Origin of the sequence: Serratia nevei (assembly GCF_024160145.1) — a bacterium.
In the GTDB taxonomy this organism is placed as follows: domain Bacteria; phylum Pseudomonadota; class Gammaproteobacteria; order Enterobacterales; family Enterobacteriaceae; genus Serratia; species Serratia nevei_A.
Genome location: NZ_JAMYWQ010000001.1, coordinates 152,999 through 172,928, shown reverse-complemented (window position 1 = coordinate 172,928; position 19,930 = coordinate 152,999). Strand labels below are relative to the sequence as shown.

At 58.2% G+C, this 19,930-nt stretch carries 15 protein-coding genes; 10 read left to right on the top strand and 5 right to left on the bottom strand.

Going from position 1 to position 19,930, the window contains the following annotated elements; translation table 11 throughout:
* Positions 1–143: 143 nt before the first annotated feature.
* The 3 genes from M6G53_RS00755 to M6G53_RS00745 are packed head-to-tail and all read right to left on the bottom strand — an operon-like array spanning position 144 to position 5,869.
* Positions 144–1,586, bottom strand: coding sequence for an efflux transporter outer membrane subunit (locus tag M6G53_RS00755; protein ID WP_366519466.1), 1,443 nt, complete (start codon positions 1,584–1,586; stop codon positions 144–146).
* Between the two features lies 1 nt (position 1,587).
* Positions 1,588–4,725, bottom strand: coding sequence for an efflux RND transporter permease subunit (locus M6G53_RS00750; RefSeq protein WP_253328321.1), 3,138 nt, complete (start codon positions 4,723–4,725; stop codon positions 1,588–1,590).
* A gap of 1 nt (position 4,726) precedes the next feature.
* A complete protein-coding gene (locus tag M6G53_RS00745) occupies positions 4,727–5,869 on the bottom strand; it encodes an efflux RND transporter periplasmic adaptor subunit (protein ID WP_253328320.1) in 1,143 nt (380 codons plus the stop codon).
* 593 nt (positions 5,870–6,462) lie between these two features.
* Between M6G53_RS00745 and M6G53_RS00740 the strand changes: the two genes are divergently transcribed.
* The 8 genes from M6G53_RS00740 to M6G53_RS00705 all read left to right on the top strand — a co-directional run bounded on the left by M6G53_RS00740 (position 6,463) and on the right by M6G53_RS00705 (position 13,916).
* Entirely contained in the window at positions 6,463–7,251 is a 789-nt protein-coding gene (locus M6G53_RS00740) for a class I SAM-dependent methyltransferase (RefSeq protein WP_253328319.1), read from the top strand.
* 69 nt (positions 7,252–7,320) lie between these two features.
* On the top strand, positions 7,321–7,842 hold the full coding sequence (gene dcd, locus M6G53_RS00735; RefSeq protein ID WP_253328318.1) for a dCTP deaminase: 522 nt from the start codon (positions 7,321–7,323) through the stop codon (positions 7,840–7,842).
* Positions 7,843–7,860: 18 nt separating this feature from the next.
* Positions 7,861–8,382 carry a dCTP deaminase gene (locus M6G53_RS00730; protein WP_253328317.1) on the top strand — a complete coding sequence of 174 codons (522 nt, stop codon included), beginning with the start codon at positions 7,861–7,863 and terminating at the stop codon, positions 8,380–8,382.
* Positions 8,383–8,387: 5 nt separating this feature from the next.
* The gene (locus M6G53_RS00725) at positions 8,388–9,443 is read left to right on the top strand and encodes an alanine--tRNA ligase-related protein (protein ID WP_253328316.1); all 1,056 of its coding nucleotides are present in this window, start codon (positions 8,388–8,390) and stop codon (positions 9,441–9,443) included.
* Positions 9,444–9,465: 22 nt separating this feature from the next.
* On the top strand, positions 9,466–10,245 hold the full coding sequence (locus M6G53_RS00720) for a metallophosphoesterase family protein (protein ID WP_253328313.1): 780 nt from the start codon (positions 9,466–9,468) through the stop codon (positions 10,243–10,245).
* Positions 10,246–10,271: 26 nt separating this feature from the next.
* Positions 10,272–11,510, top strand: coding sequence for an ATP-grasp domain-containing protein (locus M6G53_RS00715; protein WP_253328312.1), 1,239 nt, complete (start codon positions 10,272–10,274; stop codon positions 11,508–11,510).
* Positions 11,507–12,736 carry an ATP-grasp domain-containing protein gene (locus M6G53_RS00710; RefSeq protein WP_253328311.1) on the top strand — a complete coding sequence of 410 codons (1,230 nt, stop codon included), beginning with the start codon at positions 11,507–11,509 and terminating at the stop codon, positions 12,734–12,736. The genes M6G53_RS00715 and M6G53_RS00710 overlap by 4 nt, the downstream gene beginning before the upstream one ends.
* Positions 12,714–13,916, top strand: a complete 1,203-nt coding sequence (locus M6G53_RS00705; protein WP_253328310.1) for an MFS transporter — start codon at positions 12,714–12,716, stop codon at positions 13,914–13,916. The genes M6G53_RS00710 and M6G53_RS00705 overlap by 23 nt, the downstream gene beginning before the upstream one ends.
* A gap of 62 nt (positions 13,917–13,978) precedes the next feature.
* Here M6G53_RS00705 and M6G53_RS00700 read toward each other — a convergent pair whose 3' ends face one another.
* A complete protein-coding gene (locus M6G53_RS00700) occupies positions 13,979–15,100 on the bottom strand; it encodes an agmatine deiminase family protein (RefSeq protein WP_253328309.1) in 1,122 nt (373 codons plus the stop codon).
* Positions 15,101–15,243: 143 nt separating this feature from the next.
* On the opposite strand from M6G53_RS00700, the gene M6G53_RS00695 reads away from it, so the two are divergent.
* Both M6G53_RS00695 and M6G53_RS25480 read left to right on the top strand, forming a co-directional pair.
* Positions 15,244–16,107, top strand: a complete 864-nt coding sequence (locus M6G53_RS00695; RefSeq protein WP_253328307.1) for a LysR substrate-binding domain-containing protein — start codon at positions 15,244–15,246, stop codon at positions 16,105–16,107.
* Between the two features lie 161 nt (positions 16,108–16,268).
* Positions 16,269–19,034: a gamma-glutamyltransferase gene (locus M6G53_RS25480; RefSeq protein WP_301286068.1), complete on the top strand. Its 2,766-nt coding sequence runs from the start codon at positions 16,269–16,271 to the stop codon at positions 19,032–19,034.
* 62 nt (positions 19,035–19,096) lie between these two features.
* Here the strand turns inward: M6G53_RS25480 and M6G53_RS00680 are convergent, their stop codons facing one another.
* Complete coding sequence (locus M6G53_RS00680) at positions 19,097–19,867, bottom strand: DeoR/GlpR family DNA-binding transcription regulator (RefSeq protein ID WP_039566063.1); 771 nt, start codon at positions 19,865–19,867, stop codon at positions 19,097–19,099.
* Between the last annotated feature and the right edge of the window lie 63 nt (positions 19,868–19,930).

Sequence of the window (19,930 nt, the reverse complement as noted above, 5' to 3'; positions counted from 1 at the left end):
CGATATGAATAAAGGTGAATGCGGTTCTCTGTCTGACTCTGCTCACCGCGGCGAGTTCTGGCCGCTGGCCGGGTTTTCTGTTTCTTTACACTTTCCATAAAAAAACCGCGCACAACCAAAAGCCTGGCGCGCGCGGTCGACGGTTAGCGGCTGAGCGTCGTCTTGTCGGCGATGACGTCGTCCCCCTGCCGCTCGGCGGTAACGCCGCCGCCCAACACTTTATACAGGGTGGCCTGATTGTCGTACGCGGTCTGCTGCGCGGCGATCAGCGCCTGTTGCGCCGTGTACAGCGTGCGCTGCGCGTCCAGCAGCGTCAGGTAGCTGTCTACGCCCTGGCGGTAACGCAGCTCGGCCAGACGATAATATTGCTGCGCCGCCGCCACATAGCCGCTTTGCGCCGCCAGCTGTTCCTGCAGCGTGGCCTTGCGCGCCAGCGCGTCGGCGGTTTCCTGAAATGCCGTCTGCACCGCTTTCTCATAGGTGGCGACATACAGGTCTTTCTGCGCCTGACTGTAGTTGAGCTGAGCCGTGTTATAGCCGCCGCTGAAGATCGGCAGGCTGATGCTTGGTGCGAACGACCAGACGCCGGCTCCGTGGCTGAACAACGAGGAGAGTTCACCGCTGCCCACGCCGCCGCTGGCGGTCAGGCTGATCGACGGGAAGAACGCCGCCCGCGCCGAACCGATATTGGCGTTGGCGGATTTCAGGTTATGCTCGGCCTGCAGCACGTCCGGCCGCTTCAGCAATACTTGCGAAGCGACGCCGGCCGGCAGATCGCGCATGATCCCGCCCAGCGCCTCGATACCGCTCGGCAGCAAGTTTTCCGGCACGCTTTGCCCCACCGCCAAATCCAGCGCGTTTTTCGCCTGCGCGGCGCTGGTGGCGTAGCTAGCGGCGTCCGAGCGCGCCTGCTGGTAGACGGTTTCCGCCGACGCCACGTCAACCAGCGACGCAATCCCGTGCTGTTGATTGTTGCGCGTGACGTCCAGCGACCGTTTGGCGCTCGCCATCGTCTGCTGCGCCACCGCCAGATTGCTGCGCTCGGCCGCCACCGCCACCCAGTCGGTGACGATATCGGCGATCAGCGTCAGACGGGTGCTTTTCGCCGCCTCCGAGTTCGCCAGATAGGTTTCGAACGCCGCGCGCGACAGGCTGGCGTTTTTGCCGAACAGATCCAACTCGAATGCGCTGACGCCGGCCGCGGCTTCGTAGCTTTGGCTCAGCGCGGTGGCGTTGCCGCTGCCGGTCAGCGCCCGCCCGCGGCTGCCGTCGGCGGTGGCATTGACCGTCGGGAACAGCGCCGAACGCTGCTCGCCGTACAGGGCGCGCGCCGAGGCGATATTGGCGATCGCCTCGCGCAGATCGCGGCTGCTGTTCAGCCCCAGCGCCACCACCTGGCGCAGCCGGGCGTCCTGCACATAGTCGCGCCAGGCGACGTCCGGGTAGCTCAGCGCCTGGTTGCCGCCGGCCTCGTCCTGCGGCAGGTTGGCGGGCACCGGCGCCGCCGGGCGCTGGTAGTGCGGATCCAGCGACAGACAGCCGGCCAGCAGCAGCGGTAAAGTTAACATCATGACTCGTTGCAACACGTTATTCTCCTGCCTGTGACGGCGGGTTGGCGGGCCGACGGGTAAACATGCGGCGCACCAACACATAAAACAGCGGGACGAAAAAGATGGCCAATGCGGTGGCGGTGATGGTGCCGCCGATAATGCCGGTACCGATGGCGATGCGGCTGTTGGCGCCGGCGCCGCTGGAGACCGCCAGCGGCAGCACCCCGGCGGTAAACGCCAGCGAGGTCATCAGGATCGGCCGCAGGCGCATGCGCGCCGCGTGGACCGCCGCGCCAATCAGCGTTTCACCGCGCTGATGCATCTCCTCGGCGAACTCGACGATCAAAATGGCGTTCTTCGCCGACAGGCCGATGATGGTGAGCAGCGCCACCTGGAAGTAGATGTCGTTTTCCAGCCCGCGCAGGGTGATCGCCAGCAGCGAGCCCACCACGCCCATCGGCACCACCAACATCACCGCGAACGGAATCGACCAGCTCTCATACAGCGCCGCCAGGCACAGGAACACCACGATCAGCGAAATGGCGTACAGCGACGACGCCTGGCCGCTGGTCAGCCGCTCCTGATAGGACAGCCCGCTCCAGGCATAGCTGCTGCCGGCGGAGAATGTGGCCGCCAGTTTCTCCATCTCGCTCATCGCCGTACCGGAGCTGACGCCGGCGGCACCCTGCCCGGTGATCTCGAACGACGACAGCCCGTTATAGCGCGACAGGTTTTCCGGCCCGTAGATCCAGTGCGAAGACGCAAAGGCGGAGAACGGCGTCATGCTGCTGGCGCCCGACGCGTTGGTGCCGCGCACAAACCAGCGGTCGAGATCTTCCGACTTGGCGCGGTACTGCACATCGCCCTGCATATAGACTTTTTTCACCCGGTTGCGATCGATAAAGTCGTTGATATAGGTGCTGCCGAACGCGCTGCTGAGGGTGCTGTTGACGTCGGCGGCGCTCAGGCCGAGCGCCTGCAGCTTGCCGTTGTCGATCTCCACCTGCAGCTGCGGGGTGTCCGGCAAGGTGTTGGCGCGCACCGCCAGCAGCGCCGGGTTGTTGCCGGTGGCGGCAACGATCTGGTCGCGCATCGCCTGCAGCTCGGCGCGGGTGGTCGCCCCTTTGGCCTGCAGCTCGAAGGTGAAGCCGTCGGACTGGCCGAAACCGTCGATCGCCGGTGGGCTCATGGAGAAGACCTGGGCGTCGCGCAGCGAGGCGAAGTGCGCCATGGCGCGTTTGGCGATGGCGTCGGCGGTGTTCGCGCTGCCGCTGCGCTGGCTCCAGTCTTTGAGGCTGACGAACGCCATGCCGGCGTTTTGCCCGCTGCCGCTGAAGCCGAAACCGTTGATGGTGAAAATGGTGCTGACGTTGGCCTTTTCCCGGTCGAGGAAATAGGCGGTCACCGCTTCGCTCACCGCCGAGGTGCGCACGTTGGTGGCGCCTGCCGGCAAGGTGTACTGCACCATCACCGTGCCCTGATCCTCGTTGGGCAGAAAGCCGGTCGGCAAGCGCAGGTACATCACGGCGGCGGCGATCAACAGCAGGCCGTACAGCAGCAGATAGCGCGTCGGCCGGTGGATCACCCCACCGACCTTGTCGGCGTACTTCTCCTGCAGCCGGTCATAGCCGCGGTTGAATTTGCCCAGCAAGCCCTTGTCGGTCTGCGCGTCGTGCGCCGGTTTCAGCAACGTGGCGCACAATGCCGGCGCCAGCGTCAACGCCAGCACCACCGACAGCACCATCGAGGAGACAACGGTGATCGAAAACTGGCGATAGATCACCCCGGTGGAGCCGCCGAAGAACGCCATCGGCAGAAACACCGCCGACAGCACCAGCGCGATGCCGACCAATGCGCCGGTGATTTCGCGCATCGATTTCTCCGTCGCCTCGCGCGGCGGCAGCTTATCCTCCCGCATCACGCGTTCGACGTTTTCCACCACCACGATGGCGTCGTCCACCAACAGCCCGATCGCCAACACCATGCCGAACAGCGTCAGGGTATTGATTGAATAGCCGAACGCCGCCAGCACGCCGAAAGTGCCCAGCAATACCACCGGCACGGTGATGGTCGGGATCAACGTGGTGCGCAGGTTTTGCAGGAACACGAACATCACCACCACCACTAACGCCACCGCTTCGAACAGCGTTTTCACCACCTCCTCGATCGAGATGTTGATAAAGTCGGTGCTGTCTTTGGGGTAGGCCACCTTGTAGCCCTGCGGCATCGCGCTTTGGTATTCCGCCACCTTGGCCTTCACCAGCTTGGCGGTGTTGAGGGCGTTGGCGCCCGCCGCCAGCTTGACCGCGATCCCCGCCGCCGGGTGGCCGTTGAGGTGTGCGCTGGCGGAGTAGTCCTCGTTGCCCAGCTCAACCCGCGCTACGTCGCCCAGCCGCACCAGCGCGCCGCTGCTGTCGCTTTTCAGGATGATATTGCGAAACTGTTCCGGCGTTTGCAGCCGCGACTGCGCCTTTACCGTGGCGGTCAGCTGCTGATCGGCGGCGGCCGGCAGATCGCCGATCTTGCCGGCGGACACCTGGGTGTTTTGCGCTTCGATCGCCGTCTGCACGTCGGAAGGCATCAGCACATAGCTCGCCAGCTTGGTCGGATCCAGCCAGATGCGCATCGCATATTCCGAGCCGAACACCTGCACGTCCCCCACGCCCTCGATGCGCGACAGCGGATCCTGCAGGTTGCTGACCAGATAGTCGGAGATATCGGCCATCGTCGTCTTGTCGCTTTCGTCATACAGCCCGACGATCAGCAGGAAGCTGCTCTGGGATTTCTTGACCGTCACGCCCTGCGCGGTGACCGCGCTCGGCAAACGGCTTTCCGCCTGCTGCACCTTGTTTTGCACCTGCACCTGAGCGATATCCGGATCGGTGCCCTGATCAAAGGTGACGTTGATGCTGACCGAGCCGCTGGAGCTGCTGGTCGAAGAAAAATACAGCAGGCCGTCCAGGCCGGTGAGCTGCTGCTCAATCACCTGGGTGACGCTGTTTTCCAGCGTTTGCGCGTCCGCGCCCGGATAGGTGGCGGAGATGGAGATCTGCGGCGGTGAGACGTCCGGGTACTGCGAAACGGGCAACGAATTGATCGACATCAGGCCGCACAGCATGATGATGATGGCGATCACCCAGGCGAATACCGGCCGCCGGATAAAGAACTGCGCCATATCACTGCTCCCCGCTTTGGGTTTTGTCGACCGAGACCTCAACCGGCTTCACCGCGGCGCCGATCGTGACCTTGCTGGTGCCTTCGACGATCAGGCGATCGCCTTCGTTCAGGCCGCTGCCGATCAGCCAGTGGCTGCCCACCACCCGTTCAGCGCTGACGGTGCGCTGCGCCACTCTGTTTTGCGCGTCCACCACCAACGCGGTGGCTTCCCCTTTGACGTTGCGGGTTATGCCCTGCTGCGGCGCCAGAATGGCTTTGGGATCGACGCCGTTATCCACCGTGGCGTGGACATACATGCCGGGCAGCAGCTCATGTTCGGGGTTGGGGAACACCGCGCGCAGCGTGACCGAACCGGTGGCTTCGTCCACCGCCACCTCGGTCAGCTCGAGCTTGCCGGCGTGGGCATAAGGCGTGCCGTCCTCCAGCTTGATGGCGACCGGCGTGACGGCGCCGCGCTGTAGCGCCGCCTGCTGGCGCCGCAGTTTAAGCAGCTGGGCGCTGGACTGGGTCAGATCGACATAGATCGGGTCGAGCGTGCGGATGGTGGCCAGCGCATCGCTCTGGCCGGCGGTGACCAGCGCGCCCGGCGTCACCGACGAGATACCGATACGCCCGGCGATCGGCGCCCGCACCTGGGTATAGGCGAGGTTGATGCGCGCCGTTTCCAGTGCCGCCTGATATTGGGCCACCGAGGCTACGGCCGCCAGATAGGCGGCCTTGGCGTCGTCGGCATCTTGCTGAGAAACGCCGTTCGCTTTCACCAGCGCCGCATAGCGCTGCGATTTGAGCCGGGTGGATTGCACCGTGGCCTGGGCATTTTTCAGCTGGGCGGCGGCCTGATCGTAGCTGGCCTGATAGCTGGCAGGGTCAATTTGGTACAATACCTGCCCGGCCTTGACCTCGGCCCCTTCGCTAAACAGCCGCTGCTTGATAATCCCGTCGACCTGCGGCCGCACGTCGGAAGTCATGGTGGCATTGACCCGGCCGGTCAACTCGCTGCTCAGGGGCACTGACTGGGCGCGCAGCGTGACGACACCGACCTCCTGCTCACCGCCCGCGCCGGCTGGCGCACCGGCGTTTTGCCCATCGCAGGCGGCCAGCAACAGCGACAGCACAAGCACCAAAAGCGTTTTCCTCTGCATTGCAATACGATCCTGTTGAGAATGACTATTCTCAATATATCGAATGCCGACATTCGCTTCTGAAAGGGTTACGTAAGAATTGCGTAAAATCTTATCGCACCAAGACGGGCCCGCGTTTGGAGCAGCGATGCTTCTATCTTTCTCGTTTTCGCGTTTCCGGCAGGCTTGCTGGTTGAAACAGAGATGACATTGCAGGCAGCAGCCTGCACCCGAAGGCTATCGTCATAAACACGGAATATGAATAAGTTAAGCTAACCATAAGTGCCTGCCTACCTTTCGTTAGACCAATAAATGAAAACCGTCAATACATAAAAAAATATTTAGCTTTCCCGGTATCTTGGCAATCGGTTGCTTCACCCGCGAAATCACCTTAACCAAATGAATTTTAAATGAAAAAATCAATTCACTAACTGTCATTGTTCTATTGGACGACATTTTTTTATTTTTACATAAACAGTGCTAAAAAAATCATCTTGACTATCACTTTGTCAGGCATAAAATCGACCGAAAAGACATAAATAAAAATTCAGTTTCGTTCGACTGAATATCCCTAAGTGGGAAATTTGAAACATAACATCAAAAAAGGAAGCAACGTGCCTATCCATAACCCGATCTGGCAGCAGGAAGAGCTCGCCGGTAATATAGCGTACAATCAAGATCTGGCTTCAATAATCAAGAAAAATGCATGGCATGGTCTCTTTGAGTCACCTAAATGGATTTTGATGAATCCCGCCGACGAAGTCATAGACTTTTACCATAAATATATCGTCAATCCTTCCCTGGCATTACGCCAACGGTTTTCTTTGACAGGAAACAAGCTCCACGATCTTGGTTGTGGCGGCGGCCGTCATTTATTTTATTTCAACGAGCGCGGCTTTGACGTGACAGGAAGCGATCTTTCTGAAAATGCCATTGCGTTTACTAAAGCAGAATTGGCACGCCGTCAGCAAACGGCGGAGTTGGTCCTTTGCCCCATGACCGAACTGCCGTTTGAGAATGATTATTTCGATATCACCATTTCGCGCGCAGTGATAAACCACGCGTCTTTACAGGACGTCAAAAAGACTATTTTTGAAGTTGCCCGAACCACCAAAAAAGGCGGATTATTCTTCGTCACCTTCTCTTCAGAACGCGCATCAGACTGGAAAAAAGGCACGGAAGTCGAAGAAGACGTCTCCTATATCCCGGAGTCGGGCCCTGAAAAAGGCTTGATTCACACCTTCCTCAATGCGGCCAACACCGCCGCTTTGCTAGAGCCGTTTTTCCGTATCGAAGAAATCTACCTTTACGAGCACCCTTCCTGGGTAACCGATGCACCAGGCGCTTCCGATCCCAATGAATATTTTGGGTCTGAATACGTCGCCATTTGCGTACGTCGCTAATCAGGTCGTCATGGCAACCTTTCCCTGGAAAGGCTGCCATCATCCGGGTGTACTCAAGGTGTTTAAAATATGATACTGACAGGAAAATCTATCGAGGCGTTTGTCAGAAACGGCGATATAGCTATTTCTCCATTTTCGGCTAACCATATAACGACAAACTCTTACGATCTTACATTAGGCAGTCGTTTTATTCGTTACCGCGAAGAAGTCATGGATCCCAAAAAGGAAAATCGTCATGACATTATCGAATGCGGTGCGGAAGGAATCATGCTGAATAAAGGCGATTTTGTATTAGCCCACAGCGTAGAGAAATTAGGCAGCAATAAATACGTTCCAATCATTCATGCCAAATCAAGCATCGCCAGACTGGGGTTGTTTGTGCATGTTACAGCGGACTTAATTGATATAGGGTCATTCGGCTGCGTAACTTTTCAATTGCACAGTACATTGCCTATCAGGCTGTTCCCTGGAATGAAGATAGGCCAGGTAACTTTCTGGAAACCGTTGGGCGATATCATTCCCTACAATGGGAAATATCAAGGTTCTGAAGGGCCACGGGTCTCTCTGGCCTATTCAGACTTCAAGCAGTAATCCAATTACGACACTGGAATGACGACCATGATTCTTACCGGCAGCGAAATTAAAAAGAGAAACGCCTGTAACGATATTACCATTGCGCCATTTAACGAAGGCCAGCTCAATCCAAACAGCTACAACTATCGTTTGGGGCCCAAGTTGGGCATTCCACGCATCCAGGGCGAGAACGTCACGTTCGATTTTATCGATATCCCGCCCGAAGGCTATGTGATGGAGGCCGGTACCACTTACCTGGGCCATACCCTGGAAATTCTTGGCAGCGATAAGTTTGCGATGTCGCTGATCGGACGCAGCTCGTTAGGGCGTCTGGGCTTGTTTTTGCAGGTTTCAGCCAATCTTGGTCATACCGGCGCATGCCATCAGTGGACGTTGGAACTCGTCGCGGCTCGTCCGTTCCGTCTCTATCCCGGCATGCGGATCGGCCAGATATCTTTCTGGGTCAATCAAGGGGCCCTGGGGCTGTATCACGGCGGATATTCCGCCTATAACAACCCGCAGGTGTCGAAAATCATGCCATTGGTTGAATCCGTATGATCACAATGACAAACACCCGTGCGGATGAAGCCAGGCTGTCGTTGATGGCAGCTGAAAAAACGCGTGTCAAGCAAGCATTCACGTCGGCGTTTACCGCGGCTGGTTTTGCTTTTCACCCGCCTGACGCGCTGATACCCAGCCATGACAAGTCCACCCTATTTACCGGCTCCACTATCAGTACCTTCAAGCCCTACCTGCTTCAGCATGCGGAATATGAGCTGAAACCCATGTTTACCGTGCAGGACTGTCTGCGCACGCAGAACAATCATGCGCTGCAGCTGGCTAACAGCTACCCCAAATGGTCATCGCTGTTTTGTAGCGTCGGCGCTATCGGGAGATACCAAGATCGGTTTCTCATCACCCAGGCATTACACGATTTCATGACACAGTTGGAGCTTACCGCACCGGACCGCCTGCGGATCAATATCTCAAGCCAGGATCATGACCTTATCGAGATGCTGACGGCAGAAGGCCTGTCGCCTTATCTCCACTTTGACAGCCACTCCCCCGCGTATTACCGCCATAAGTTCGGAATGGACGGCGTCACCGGCCGCAATTGCAATCTGGCGGTCAGTTGCGATGGCGGCGCGTTTATGGATATCGGCAACCTGATCGTGATCGAAACGCCGCAGGTGCCTCTCGCCATTGAAGCGGCATTTGGGGTGGAAACCATCATTACCCGTCTGCATGGGTTGAGCAGCTCCATTCTCGCTCTAAGCGCCGCGCCGCGCTTCTCTCATTTTTCTGCGGAAGAGCTGTACATTATCGATGCGCTGATCGCCTGCGTGGCCATCATGTCACTCGATATCCGGCCGATAGCGGATAACCGCGGCCGGGTCCTGCGGCGTTATCTTCAAGGCCTCAACAGGTTGCGCTTAAACGTCGCCATGTCGCTCGATTTTATCGTGGACGTCGCCAGGGAGTTCGAAGCCAGCCATTACGGCACTCAGCATATCTACACGCGTATTGAACAATATCTGCATCAACATACGCAACTTGCAGGCCAAGAGCATACGATGCCGGCCATGAATAAGCGCATTTCCCGCAGCTTGTATAAATAAAATCACAGGATCCAGGCGCGTTATGAAAACAGGTGTTATCTCTGATATTCATGAAGACGTGGTTAGGCTCGAAGAGTCGCTGAAGTTATTGGAAAAGCTCGGTGTCGATGAGGTGATCTGCCTGGGTGACATTGTGGGGTACTCCGTGCCCTTTTATGGTTATCTGGCAACGCGAGATGCCAACCGCTGCCTGACGTTGGTGCAGCAGTGCTGCTCCGAGGTTGTTATCGGCAACCATGATCTCTTTGCGATCCGCAAAGTCCCCTCCGCAGCGGCAGGCTTCAACTATCCGGCCAATTGGTATCAACTTGACTTCTCACAGCGTAAAGCATTGGCCGAAGGAAGGATTTTTTTGTACGAAGACCATGAGTTACCGAGCCTGCTGAATGACAATAGCCTCAGCTATCTGCATTCTTTACCTGAAACCATCGTTAAGCCGTTCCGTACTCACAATGTCTTGCTGTCTCACTATGCCTTGCCCGACCTGACCGGCTCATGCACCTTTGAAGTCAACCACCATCACGATCTTGCCGCACATTTCACTTTGATGAATGAACGTCATTGCCGACATGGGCTTTCCGGCAACGACCATATCCCGGGCATGAAAATCTTCACCCCTGAACGTGTCGTACAAACCGGATTCGAAAGGTACGAGTTGGGAACTGGACTCACCTGGATAACCGGACCGACAGTCTCCAAAGGCACCATGGCGAACGGCATCATGATCTATGACAGCGATGAGATGACCCTTTCTGCTATCGCGCTGGGCACGCCGTTACATCAGATCCCCTCCAGCATCTGACCCCCATGAACCAATGAGAAGCCATCATGAACAACTGCATTTTGTACATTAACGGCCGACAAAACCCCCATGAGCGGTTGGCGGAGATGCGGGCGGCACGCGCTTTAGGTTTGAGTATTATCCTGATGGCCAAACAGATCCCCGCCTATGCCGCGGAGTTGGCCGACGAGACCGCCCTGGTCGATTTGGATGACTTCGCCGCCTGCCTCACGGTTGCCCGTTCGTTGCACCAGAAATATGCGTTTAGCGGCATCGTCTGCTGGTCTGAAACCGACGTGCCGTTAAAGAACTTCCTTGCCCGAGAGCTGCATTTGGCGGCGATGAGTGAACAGGCGGTGCGGCATAGCCGCGATAAAATTGCGATGAAACAGCGGCTGCAACACCTTGGCCCCATGATCCCCGCTTTCCAGCAAGTCACTTCCCTGAAAGATGCGCAACAGGCAGCCAGGCAATGGGGCTATCCGGTTATTGTCAAACCCGCCTCGGGTTCCGGGTCAAAAGGCATCTTTAAGGTCAGCGACGAGGGTGAGTTGGCGCAGGCACTGGCGCAGCTTGCCAATATCGCTACCGATACCTTCGATACCGTCTTTAGCGCCTTCGGAGGGCAGATTATCCTGGAGGAGTTTGTTGACGGGCCGGAGTTTAGCGTTGACGGCTATGTGGCAGACGAACAGATTACCGTTATCGGCATTACCGACTACCAGTCAGACCCCGTCACCTTTGTGGAAAACCGCCATATTTTCCCTTCTCATCATAGCGATGGCATTCAGGAAGAGATAAAGCAATGCGCCCGTAATATTGTGCGCGAGCTCGGTATTAATCACACGGTTTTCCACCTCGAAGGCAAGTATTCGAGCAAGGGGTTCAAATTTATCGAATGCGCCGCCAGGCCTGCGGGGGGGTACATCTCAACCCATCTGTTGCAGTACGCCAGCCGCTACCAACACTTACAAAATTATGTTCAACTCTGCCGCGGCCTTCCCCCCGTCGATCTGCAGCTCAGCGGCGATTTTATCGGCGTACGCTATCTGTTTGCTGAAAAGGCCGGCACGTTGCAGAGCGTTGACAACGTTGCCCGAGTGCTCAACCACCCCGCCATTCAGCATCTGTATTTACATTTCGCACCGGGACACGCGGTGACATTGCCGCCTGAAGATTACAGCGCTTACCGGCTCGGCGTGCTGATTGCCACCGGCGAAAGCTATCAGCAGCTTGCCGATACCCTGGAATGGGCGGCCGAACAAATCAGGTTTACTATTCAATGAAAAATGTCCTCATCTTATTCGGTTGCGCCTCACACCGTCAGGGGCCCCGCGCCATTGCTCAGGCTCAGTCTCTGGGTTTGGATGTTATTCTGGTCGATACTCATGAGAACCTCGCCAATCTGTCGGCCAGAGCGCTACCGCAGGTTCCCGCTTATGCCGTTAAATCAAAAAACTACGATGAATGCTTGCCGCAGATAAAAACGCTGTGCGCCACATTCCCGGTAGTGGGCATTTACACGTTCGAAGAGTTCTCGGTGGAAACCTGCTCACAGCTCTGTGCCACGTTTGGCTTTGCCCACAATTCCACGGACGCCATCTTGCGAGTTCGCAACAAAAATCTCTGCCGCCGGATCCTGGCAGAACACGGTTTGCCGCAGCCGGAGTCACGTATTTTTAACGGCCTGGAACCGGCCGAAGACTTTTTAAACGCACGGGCCCCCGCCGATTGGATCCTGAAGCCTATTGACGCCTCCGGTAGCCAGGGCGTCAGCCGTATCACCCACAACTCGATACGGGATCTGCATCGCGCCTTTTCCCGTTTGATGCCCGACCAACAGCAACAATTCCTGATTGAACGTTTTATTGAAGGCAGAGAATTCAGCCTGGAGGGATTCTTCCACCGCGGCAAAGCCGTCTTTCAAGGGATCACGGAGAAAAGTCTCAAACCCGGCGGCGCTTTTGTAGAAGACATGCATGTCTTCCCCGCTGCGCTGCCGGCAGAAACGCGAGACGGCGTGTATGCCCTGGCGCAACAGGCACTGGCGTGCATCGGTCTGACGTTTGGACATTTTCACCTGGAATTTTGGCTCGCGGGTGAAAGTATCATCATCGGAGAAATGCACGGCCGTCCAGGCGGGGACTACATTCATCTGTTGACGGAGGTCGCTACGGGGATCCCCACTTATGCGGCGGTATTCGAACAGTATTTGCCGTTATCCTCCCGCAGTAACGCCGCGCCTCCGGCGATCGCCTACAGCTGTGCCGCCGCAGTGAAATACTTTGATGCTCCCGAGGGAAAACTGAAGACGATCCACGGTCTGGAGAACGTGCGGCAAAATACCCAGGTTTTGCTGACAGAACTGATGGTAAAACCCGGAGCTACGCTCGTGGCCTGTACGGATTCCGGCAAGCGGGCAGGATGTGTCGTTGTACGCGAGGCAAATAGCGATAAAGCAAGGCAAACAGCAATGGAGATGGCGGCACATGTTCATTTCGACACCGTTTAAAAACGGTATGGCCACGATTAGCGTGGACTCTTTTTTATTTTCCTTCACCTACTTTATGACGTTGGCCATTTTGGCACTCTATATGGATGCCTACCTTGGTCTGACAGCGCTGGAAACGGCCAGTATCGTCATGGTGTCCTCCATCGGATCCAAGGTCACCCGCCTGCTGATTTCACCATTCCTCGATGTGATGACGCCGGCCTATATCGTCTCTCTCTCGGCCTTGGTCATGAGCCTGAGCTGCTTGATGATCGCACTGTCACAGCAATATCTGGTGCTGTTGTGCGCTATCGGCACCTTCGGGATTGCCTATGGAACGAACAGCATACTGATCCGGGCCGTCGCCGGCGCGACAGAAAACGCGCACCAACGCGCCGCCATTTTTGTGCGTTTGTCCGTCATCACCAATCTGGCGTCAATGTTGGCACCATTAATCGCTCTCTATCTTTATAATCACGTTTCTCCCCGGCTGCCGTTCCTCATTGCTTCCGCACTGATGTTCTGCTTTGCACTGGTCGTGGTCTGGGGACGCGCCTTCTGGCCGACGCTGGCGGCGCAGAAAAAGTGGACCCATGCACTGCGTGAACAGCTGCATAACGTCACATTGCGTCACTATTTTCTGCTCACGGCGTTATGCTGGATGATCTATTCACAATTGTTTACCTCTTTGCCGCTGCAGGTTAACCAGTTGCTGGACGATACCAGCCAGTTCGGCTACTTGCTGACATTCAACGCCATCTTGTCGATCCTACTGGCCCCCAGGCTTCAAGCACTGTTCACCCGCTATAACGTCAATGCGTTTCAAACGCTGTGCTTTTCACTGGTGGCCCATGCAGCAGGCTCTTTATGGCTGCATTATGCAACAACGCAAACGGAACTCTACCTCGCACTCTTTGTCTGGACGTTGGGTGAGTTGCTGCTGATCCCGACGTTGCAAAGCTGTATTTCCGGCTATGCGGCGAAAGATATTCTGATCAGCGTGTTGGCCATCAACTCGGTTGCCATGGGCATTGGCGAAGGTGCGGGTGGATTTCTCGGTATTTATTTGATCAAAAACTCCGGCTACTGCTTCCTGATTTTCAGTGTTCTGACCCTGTTTACGTTAGCGTATGTCATTGCCTTCAGGGCCTTATTTGCACCGAATGATGAATTGGCAACCCATGAAAAACCGGTGAGCTGAAACGCCGACAGGCACTGAAATCCTGCCGACGCCTTGTTTCCAACGTCCGTCTAAGCGTGCGGTCATTTCGGCAGTTGGTTGGTCGCGCAGTGAATACCGCCGCCGCCGGCAGCGATGGCGTCGATCTCCAACTGCACCACCTTGCGCTGTGGGTAGAGCGCGGTCAGCAGCTCAAGCGCCGCCTGGTCCGCCTGCGGATCGCCGAACTCCGGGGCGATCACCGCGCCGTTGATGACGAAATAGTTGATATAGCCCGCGGCAAAGTCCGGGTTGCTGCGGCTGAAACGGCTGTCGCGCGGCGCCAGCGGCGGCGAAAGCGTATGCACCTGCAGTTGGCGGCCGTCGGCGTCGGTCGCCGCCTTGAGGATTGCCAGATGTTGCTGGGTAACCGCATGATCATAAGAGGCCGGATCGGTGTCCAGGTTGGCCACCACCACGCCCGGCCGCACGAAGCGGGCGTAAAAATCGACGTGGGCGTCGGTGATGTCCCGGCCTTTAATGCCCGGCAGCCAGATAATTTTGCGCAGGCCGAGCAGCGCTTTCAGCTCCTGCTCTACCCGGTCCCGGCTCCAGCCCGGATTACGGTTCGCATTCACCCAGCTGCTCTCGGTCATGATGCCGGTGCCGTGCCCGTCCACTTCGATACCGCCGCCTTCGCCCACCAGTGCGCTGCGGCGCAGTTGAGCGGCGCCGTAGCGGTTGGCGGCAAACGCCGCCAGGCGTGCATCCTTGGCATGTCGCTGTTTATTGCCCCAGCCGTTGAAGTTGAAATCCACCGCCCCGAGTTCGCCGGCATCGTTAACGACGAAATTGGCACCGAAGTCGCGCACCCAGATGTCATCCAGCTCGGTGACGACATAGCTGACGTTATGGCTGCCGCAGGTCGCCTCGGCCAACTGCCGTTCATTGCTGCGGCAAAATACCGTCACCGGCTGAAACTCGGCGATGGCACGCGCGATACGCCCCTGCGCCGCCTGCACATCCGCCGTGAATGCGCCCCAGATGGCTCGCTGCGCGCCGAAGGCGAGAAACGCCCGCTGTTGCGGTTCCCCTTCGTCGGGCATCCGCCAGGCCGGATTAAGCGCAGCTTTTGCGTGACCGCGTAACGGGATCCCCAGCGAGGCCGTCAGACCGACCCCGGCGACGGCGGAAAGCTGTTTAATAAACATGCGGCGAGTTGACATGAAAGACCTCTTTCAATCATTTATAATTCAAAAAGTTAACCGTAAAAATTACGTTTGCACGACCGAATCTTATGCTAGTCTTCCCCTGCCACCGCGACAAACGATATATTTAGTGGATATCTGATTAGACAGGCTTATCGATAATGTTAAAACACTGGCCCCCCCTGAACGCGCTGCGCGGTTTCGAAGCGGCGGCGCGCCTGGGCAGTTTTCATCAGGCTGCCGAAGAGCTGCACCTTACCCAGTCGGCCATCAGCCAGCAGATCCGCAGCCTCGAGGCGTTTCTGGAGCAACCGCTGTTCTTCCGCACCGGCCGCAGCATGGCGCTGACCGACGCCGGTCACGATCTGTTCAGCACCGCGCAGGTGATGCTGCAGCAGCTGGCCGTCGGCATTCGCCGTTTGGATCAGTACCGCAAACCCAACCAGCTGATCGTCAACACGACCCCGGCTTTCGCCCGCCACTGGCTGACGCCGCGGCTGGGCGACTTCAATCGGCAGCATCCACAGGTCGATCTGTGGTTGTTCACCAGCTTTGAACCGCCGAACATGGCGACGGACAGCATCGATTTGGCGATCCGCGACGATCTTAGCGCGCAGGCGGACTGCACCTTTAACCCGCTCTGCACCGACCGGCTCTATCCCGCCTGCCACCCCAGCCTGCTGGCGTTGGCGCCGGAGCAGCGCGTGACCCTGCACGGCGAACGAGAGATGGACTGGAGCCACTGGACGGTGGCGGGCGGCGCGCACGTCGGCCAACGCGACAGCGGGCTGAACTTCTCCGATCCCGGTCTGCTGCTGGACGCCGCCTGCAACGGCCTCGGCATCGCGCTGGTCAGCCAACTGCTGGCGCAGCACGCGTGCGACGCCGGGCTGCTGCAACCGTTAACCAGGCAGCGCGTGCGCGGCGCCAACTGGGCATGGCTGCTGCACCGCGACAGCGAACACAACCCGCTCGCCCGGCACTTCTGCCAGTGGCTGCAGTCGGCGCTGCCCGCCGGCGCATAACGCGCCACGTCACGCTTCGTTACTCTGGTCAGGCGGCCCCGCCTGACCGCTGCTACCTTCAATAAAGCGCCGCAACAGCCCGAAGAAAACGCGCTAACCTGCTGTTTCAAAATAATTAGTTGAATTCACCTGATAACTGAAAATCGCTAAAAGGATCTTCTATGTCTGCCGGTTTATTGAAAACGATAGCTCTGAGCGTGGCCCTGGCCTGCACCGTTCCCACCGCCTTTGCCGCCGATCTGACCGCCGGCGCGGTCGCCGCCCCGGATCGGTATGGCGCCAAAGTCGCCGCGCACATTCTGCAGGCCGGCGGCAACGCGGTCGACGCGGCGGTCGCCACCGCCTTTACCCTGGCGGTCACCTACCCTGAAGCCGGCAATATCGGCGGCGGTGGTTTTATGACGCTGTACGTCGACGGCAAACCCTATTTCCTCGACTACCGTGAAGTGGCGCCCAAGGCCGCCAACAAAACCCTATACCTGAATGAAAAAGGTGAAGTGATCGAAAATCTCAGCCTGGTGGGCAGCCGCGCCGCCGGCGTGCCGGGCACCGTGCTGGGGCTGTGGGAAGCCCACCAACGCTTCGGCAAGCTGCCGTGGGCCGAACTGCTGACGCCGGCGATCGGTTACGCCCGGCAAGGGTTCACCGTGGCGGATCAGCAGTATCAGTACCGTGAAGACGCCAACAAACTGTTCGCCGGTAAAACCAACTTTGGCGACTATTTCGGTGCCATGAAGCCCGGCACGGTATTCAAACAGCCGGAGCTGGCCGCCACCCTCGAGCGCATCGCCAAGTCGGGCGCCGACGATTTTTATCACGGCGAAACCGCGCGCCTGCTGGTGGCGCAAATGCAGCGCGACAACGGGCTGATCGGCGCGGCGGATTTGGCCGACTATCGGGTGAAATGGCGTGAACCGATGCGCATCAGCTGGCGCGGCAACACCCTGTATACCGCCCCGCTGCCCAGCTCCGGCGGCATCGCGCTGGCGCAGCTGCTGGGGATAAAAGAAGATCGCGCCGCCGACTTCAAGGGCGTGCCGCTGAACTCGGCGCGCTATATCCACCTGCTGGCGGAAATCGAAAAGCGCGTGTTCGCCGATCGCGCCGACTACCTCGGCGACCCGGATTTCACTCAAGTGCCGGAAGCGCAGTTGATCGCCCCCGACTACCTGCAAAAACGCGCCGCCGAAATCAACCCGACGGCGATCTCGCCGACCGAACAGGTGCGGCCAGGACTGGAAACCCACCAAACCACCCACTTCTCGATCGTTGATGCCGCCGGCAACGCGGTCAGCAACACCTATACGCTCAACTGGGACTTCGGCAGCAATAACTTCCCCGACTGTTCCAACATGTGCCATGAACCGACCAACGTTGGCCTGCCGCAGTCCATTGGCATTGGCAAAGGCACCGTCTCGCTGGACGACTTCGACAGTGCGGAGCTGGTTATCTCCATCGGGCACAATCCGGGCACCAATCACCCGCGCATGATGGGCACGCTGCATGAGCTGGCGCGCAAAAAGGTGCCGATCATCGTGTTCAACCCGCTGCGCGAGCGGGCGCTCGAACGTTTCACCGATCCGCAGAACGTCATCGAAATGGCGACCTACAGTTCGACCCCTATCGCTTCAACCTACTATCAGGTGAAAGCCGGCGGCGACGCCGCAGCGCTGAAAGGCATCGCCAAGGCGCTGCTGCAGCTGGATGAAACACAGGGCAATGCCGTGGATCACGCCTTTATTGCCGAGCACACGGCAGGATTTGCCGCTTTCGCCGCCGATCTGCTGCTGCTGTGCGGCAACATCGGCAAACCGGGCGCCGGCATCTGCCCGCTGCGCGGCCACTCCAACGTGCAGGGTAACCGCACCGTCGGCATCACCGAAAAACCCTCGGCCGATTTTTTGGCAAAGCTGGAATCGGTGTTTGGCTTCACGCCGCCCAACGCCCACGGGCATGATGCCGTGAAGTGCATGCAGGCGATGATCGACGGCGACTCGAAAGCGTTGATCTGCCTGGGTGGCAACTTCGCCGTGGCGCTGCCGGATCCCGAGCAGAGCTTCCCGGCGATGAAGGCGCTGGAGTTAAGCGTGCATATCGGCACCAAACTCAACCGCAGCCATCTGTTGGTGGCGAAACAAACCCTCATTCTGCCCTGTCTGGGGCGCACCGAACTGGATCTGCAGGCCGGCGGGCGGCAATCGGTGACGGTGGAGGATTCAATGTCGATGGTGCATGCCTCGTCCGGCAAATTAAAACCGGCGTCGGAGCTGTTGCGTTCGGAACCCGCCATTGTGGCCGGCATGGCCAAAGCGGTGATGCCCGCCAGCAAGGTGCCCTGGGATGAGCTGATCGAAGATTACGATGTGATCCGCGATCTGATCGAAAAAACCATTCCGGGCTTCGACGATTACAACGCGCGCATCCGCCAGCCGGGCGGTTTCCGCATGCCGTTGCCGCCAACCGAGCGCCGGTGGCCGACGCCGACGGGTAAAGCGATGTTTTCCGTGTTCAGCGGGCTGCATGAAGATGAAACTATCGCAGACCAAGACACGCTGCGGCTGATTACGCTGCGCAGCCACGATCAGTACAACACCACCATCTATGCCCTGGATGATCGCTACCGCGGGGTTTTCGGCCGGCGCGACGTCTTGTTCATGAATGACAGCGATCTGCAACGCTTGGGGCTGGAGCATGGCGACGTGGTCGACCTGGAAACGGCGCTGCCCGGCTGCACTCAACGCCTGGAGGGCATCACGGTGATCGCCTACAACATTTCAGCCGGTTCGGTCGGCGCCTACTATCCGGAGGCCAACGTGCTGGTGCCGCTGCATTACATCGATGAGGAAAGCGGCACGCCTTCGTACAAATCGGTGCCGATCCGCGTGACACTGAGATCCAAAGAGGTGCGCGAGGTCAACATCGCCTAGAGGAAAGCGGTTTGGAGGCCTTCTCCGGGTTGCTCGGCCCGGAGAAAGGCTTCTCATCAACTTTATACCTGTGCGACCAACACATTGACGTTGGCCGGGAACACCAGCCCTTCCAACGCGTTGCCGCTGTCGGAGGTCACCAGATAATCGATCTCTGGCCATTTGGCCACCAACGTCATCGCATGCCCACGCAGCTTGTTTTCGTCCGCCAACACGATGCATTTGCGGCTTTGCGCAATCATTTTGCGCGCGATGGCCGCCTCATTGACGTTTTGATCCATCACCCCGGTCTGCACATTGACCGCGCCGGCGCCGATGATGGCGTAATCGGCGAAAAATGCCTCGATGTTATTCAGTGCGATCGCCCCCAGGCACTCCATTTTGGAGCCGATGAACTGCCCGCCGATCAGCACCACGTCGATGGAGTCATTTTCCAGACAGACGTTGGCGATCAGCGGCGAATTGGTGATGACCGTCAGCTGATCGACGGTCGCCAACTGCCGGGCGAACTCCAGCGTGGTGGAGCCGAAATCCACGAACACCGTATCGCCCGGCTGGATCAGCGTCACCGCTTTCTCCGCGATGGCGCGCTTCTCGGCCTCGGCGATTTTGGCCCGTTCGTTGAACTCATGCTCGAATTTGAACTGGCTGCTGACCGCACCGCCGTGGATCTTCTTGATCAGCCGATAATCTTCCAGCTTGTTGAGATCGCGCCGAATGGTTTCCTGCGAAACCTGGAATTTATCCGCCAGCTCATTCACGTAAACCCGGCCGTTGGCCTGGATCAGCGCCAGTATTTCATTGCGCCTATCCACGGAATTAGAGATATCCATTCACATTACACTCGCTGCCTTAAGTAAGAGTGACTGCTTGCGCCGAGATTCGCGGCGTCAACT

Excerpts from the sequence above, each read along its gene's own strand:
- dcd (WP_253328318.1), top strand. The coding sequence starts at position 7,321 with ATGATACTGACAGGAAAATCTATCGAGGCGTTTGTCAGAAACGGCGAT.
- M6G53_RS00720 (WP_253328313.1), top strand. The coding sequence starts at position 9,466 with ATGAAAACAGGTGTTATCTCTGATATTCATGAAGACGTGGTTAGGCTC.
- M6G53_RS00715 (WP_253328312.1), top strand. The coding sequence starts at position 10,272 with ATGAACAACTGCATTTTGTACATTAACGGCCGACAAAACCCCCATGAG.
- M6G53_RS00745 (WP_253328320.1), bottom strand. The coding sequence starts at position 5,869 with ATGCAGAGGAAAACGCTTTTGGTGCTTGTGCTGTCGCTGTTGCTGGCC.
- M6G53_RS00730 (WP_253328317.1), top strand. The coding sequence starts at position 7,861 with ATGACGACCATGATTCTTACCGGCAGCGAAATTAAAAAGAGAAACGCC.
- M6G53_RS00750 (WP_253328321.1), bottom strand. The coding sequence starts at position 4,725 with ATGGCGCAGTTCTTTATCCGGCGGCCGGTATTCGCCTGGGTGATCGCC.
- M6G53_RS00725 (WP_253328316.1), top strand. The coding sequence starts at position 8,388 with ATGACAAACACCCGTGCGGATGAAGCCAGGCTGTCGTTGATGGCAGCT.
- M6G53_RS25480 (WP_301286068.1), top strand. The coding sequence starts at position 16,269 with ATGTCTGCCGGTTTATTGAAAACGATAGCTCTGAGCGTGGCCCTGGCC.
- M6G53_RS00680 (WP_039566063.1), bottom strand. The coding sequence starts at position 19,867 with ATGGATATCTCTAATTCCGTGGATAGGCGCAATGAAATACTGGCGCTG.
- M6G53_RS00705 (WP_253328310.1), top strand. The coding sequence starts at position 12,714 with ATGTTCATTTCGACACCGTTTAAAAACGGTATGGCCACGATTAGCGTG.
- M6G53_RS00710 (WP_253328311.1), top strand. The coding sequence starts at position 11,507 with ATGAAAAATGTCCTCATCTTATTCGGTTGCGCCTCACACCGTCAGGGG.
- M6G53_RS00700 (WP_253328309.1), bottom strand. The coding sequence starts at position 15,100 with ATGTCAACTCGCCGCATGTTTATTAAACAGCTTTCCGCCGTCGCCGGG.
- M6G53_RS00695 (WP_253328307.1), top strand. The coding sequence starts at position 15,244 with ATGTTAAAACACTGGCCCCCCCTGAACGCGCTGCGCGGTTTCGAAGCG.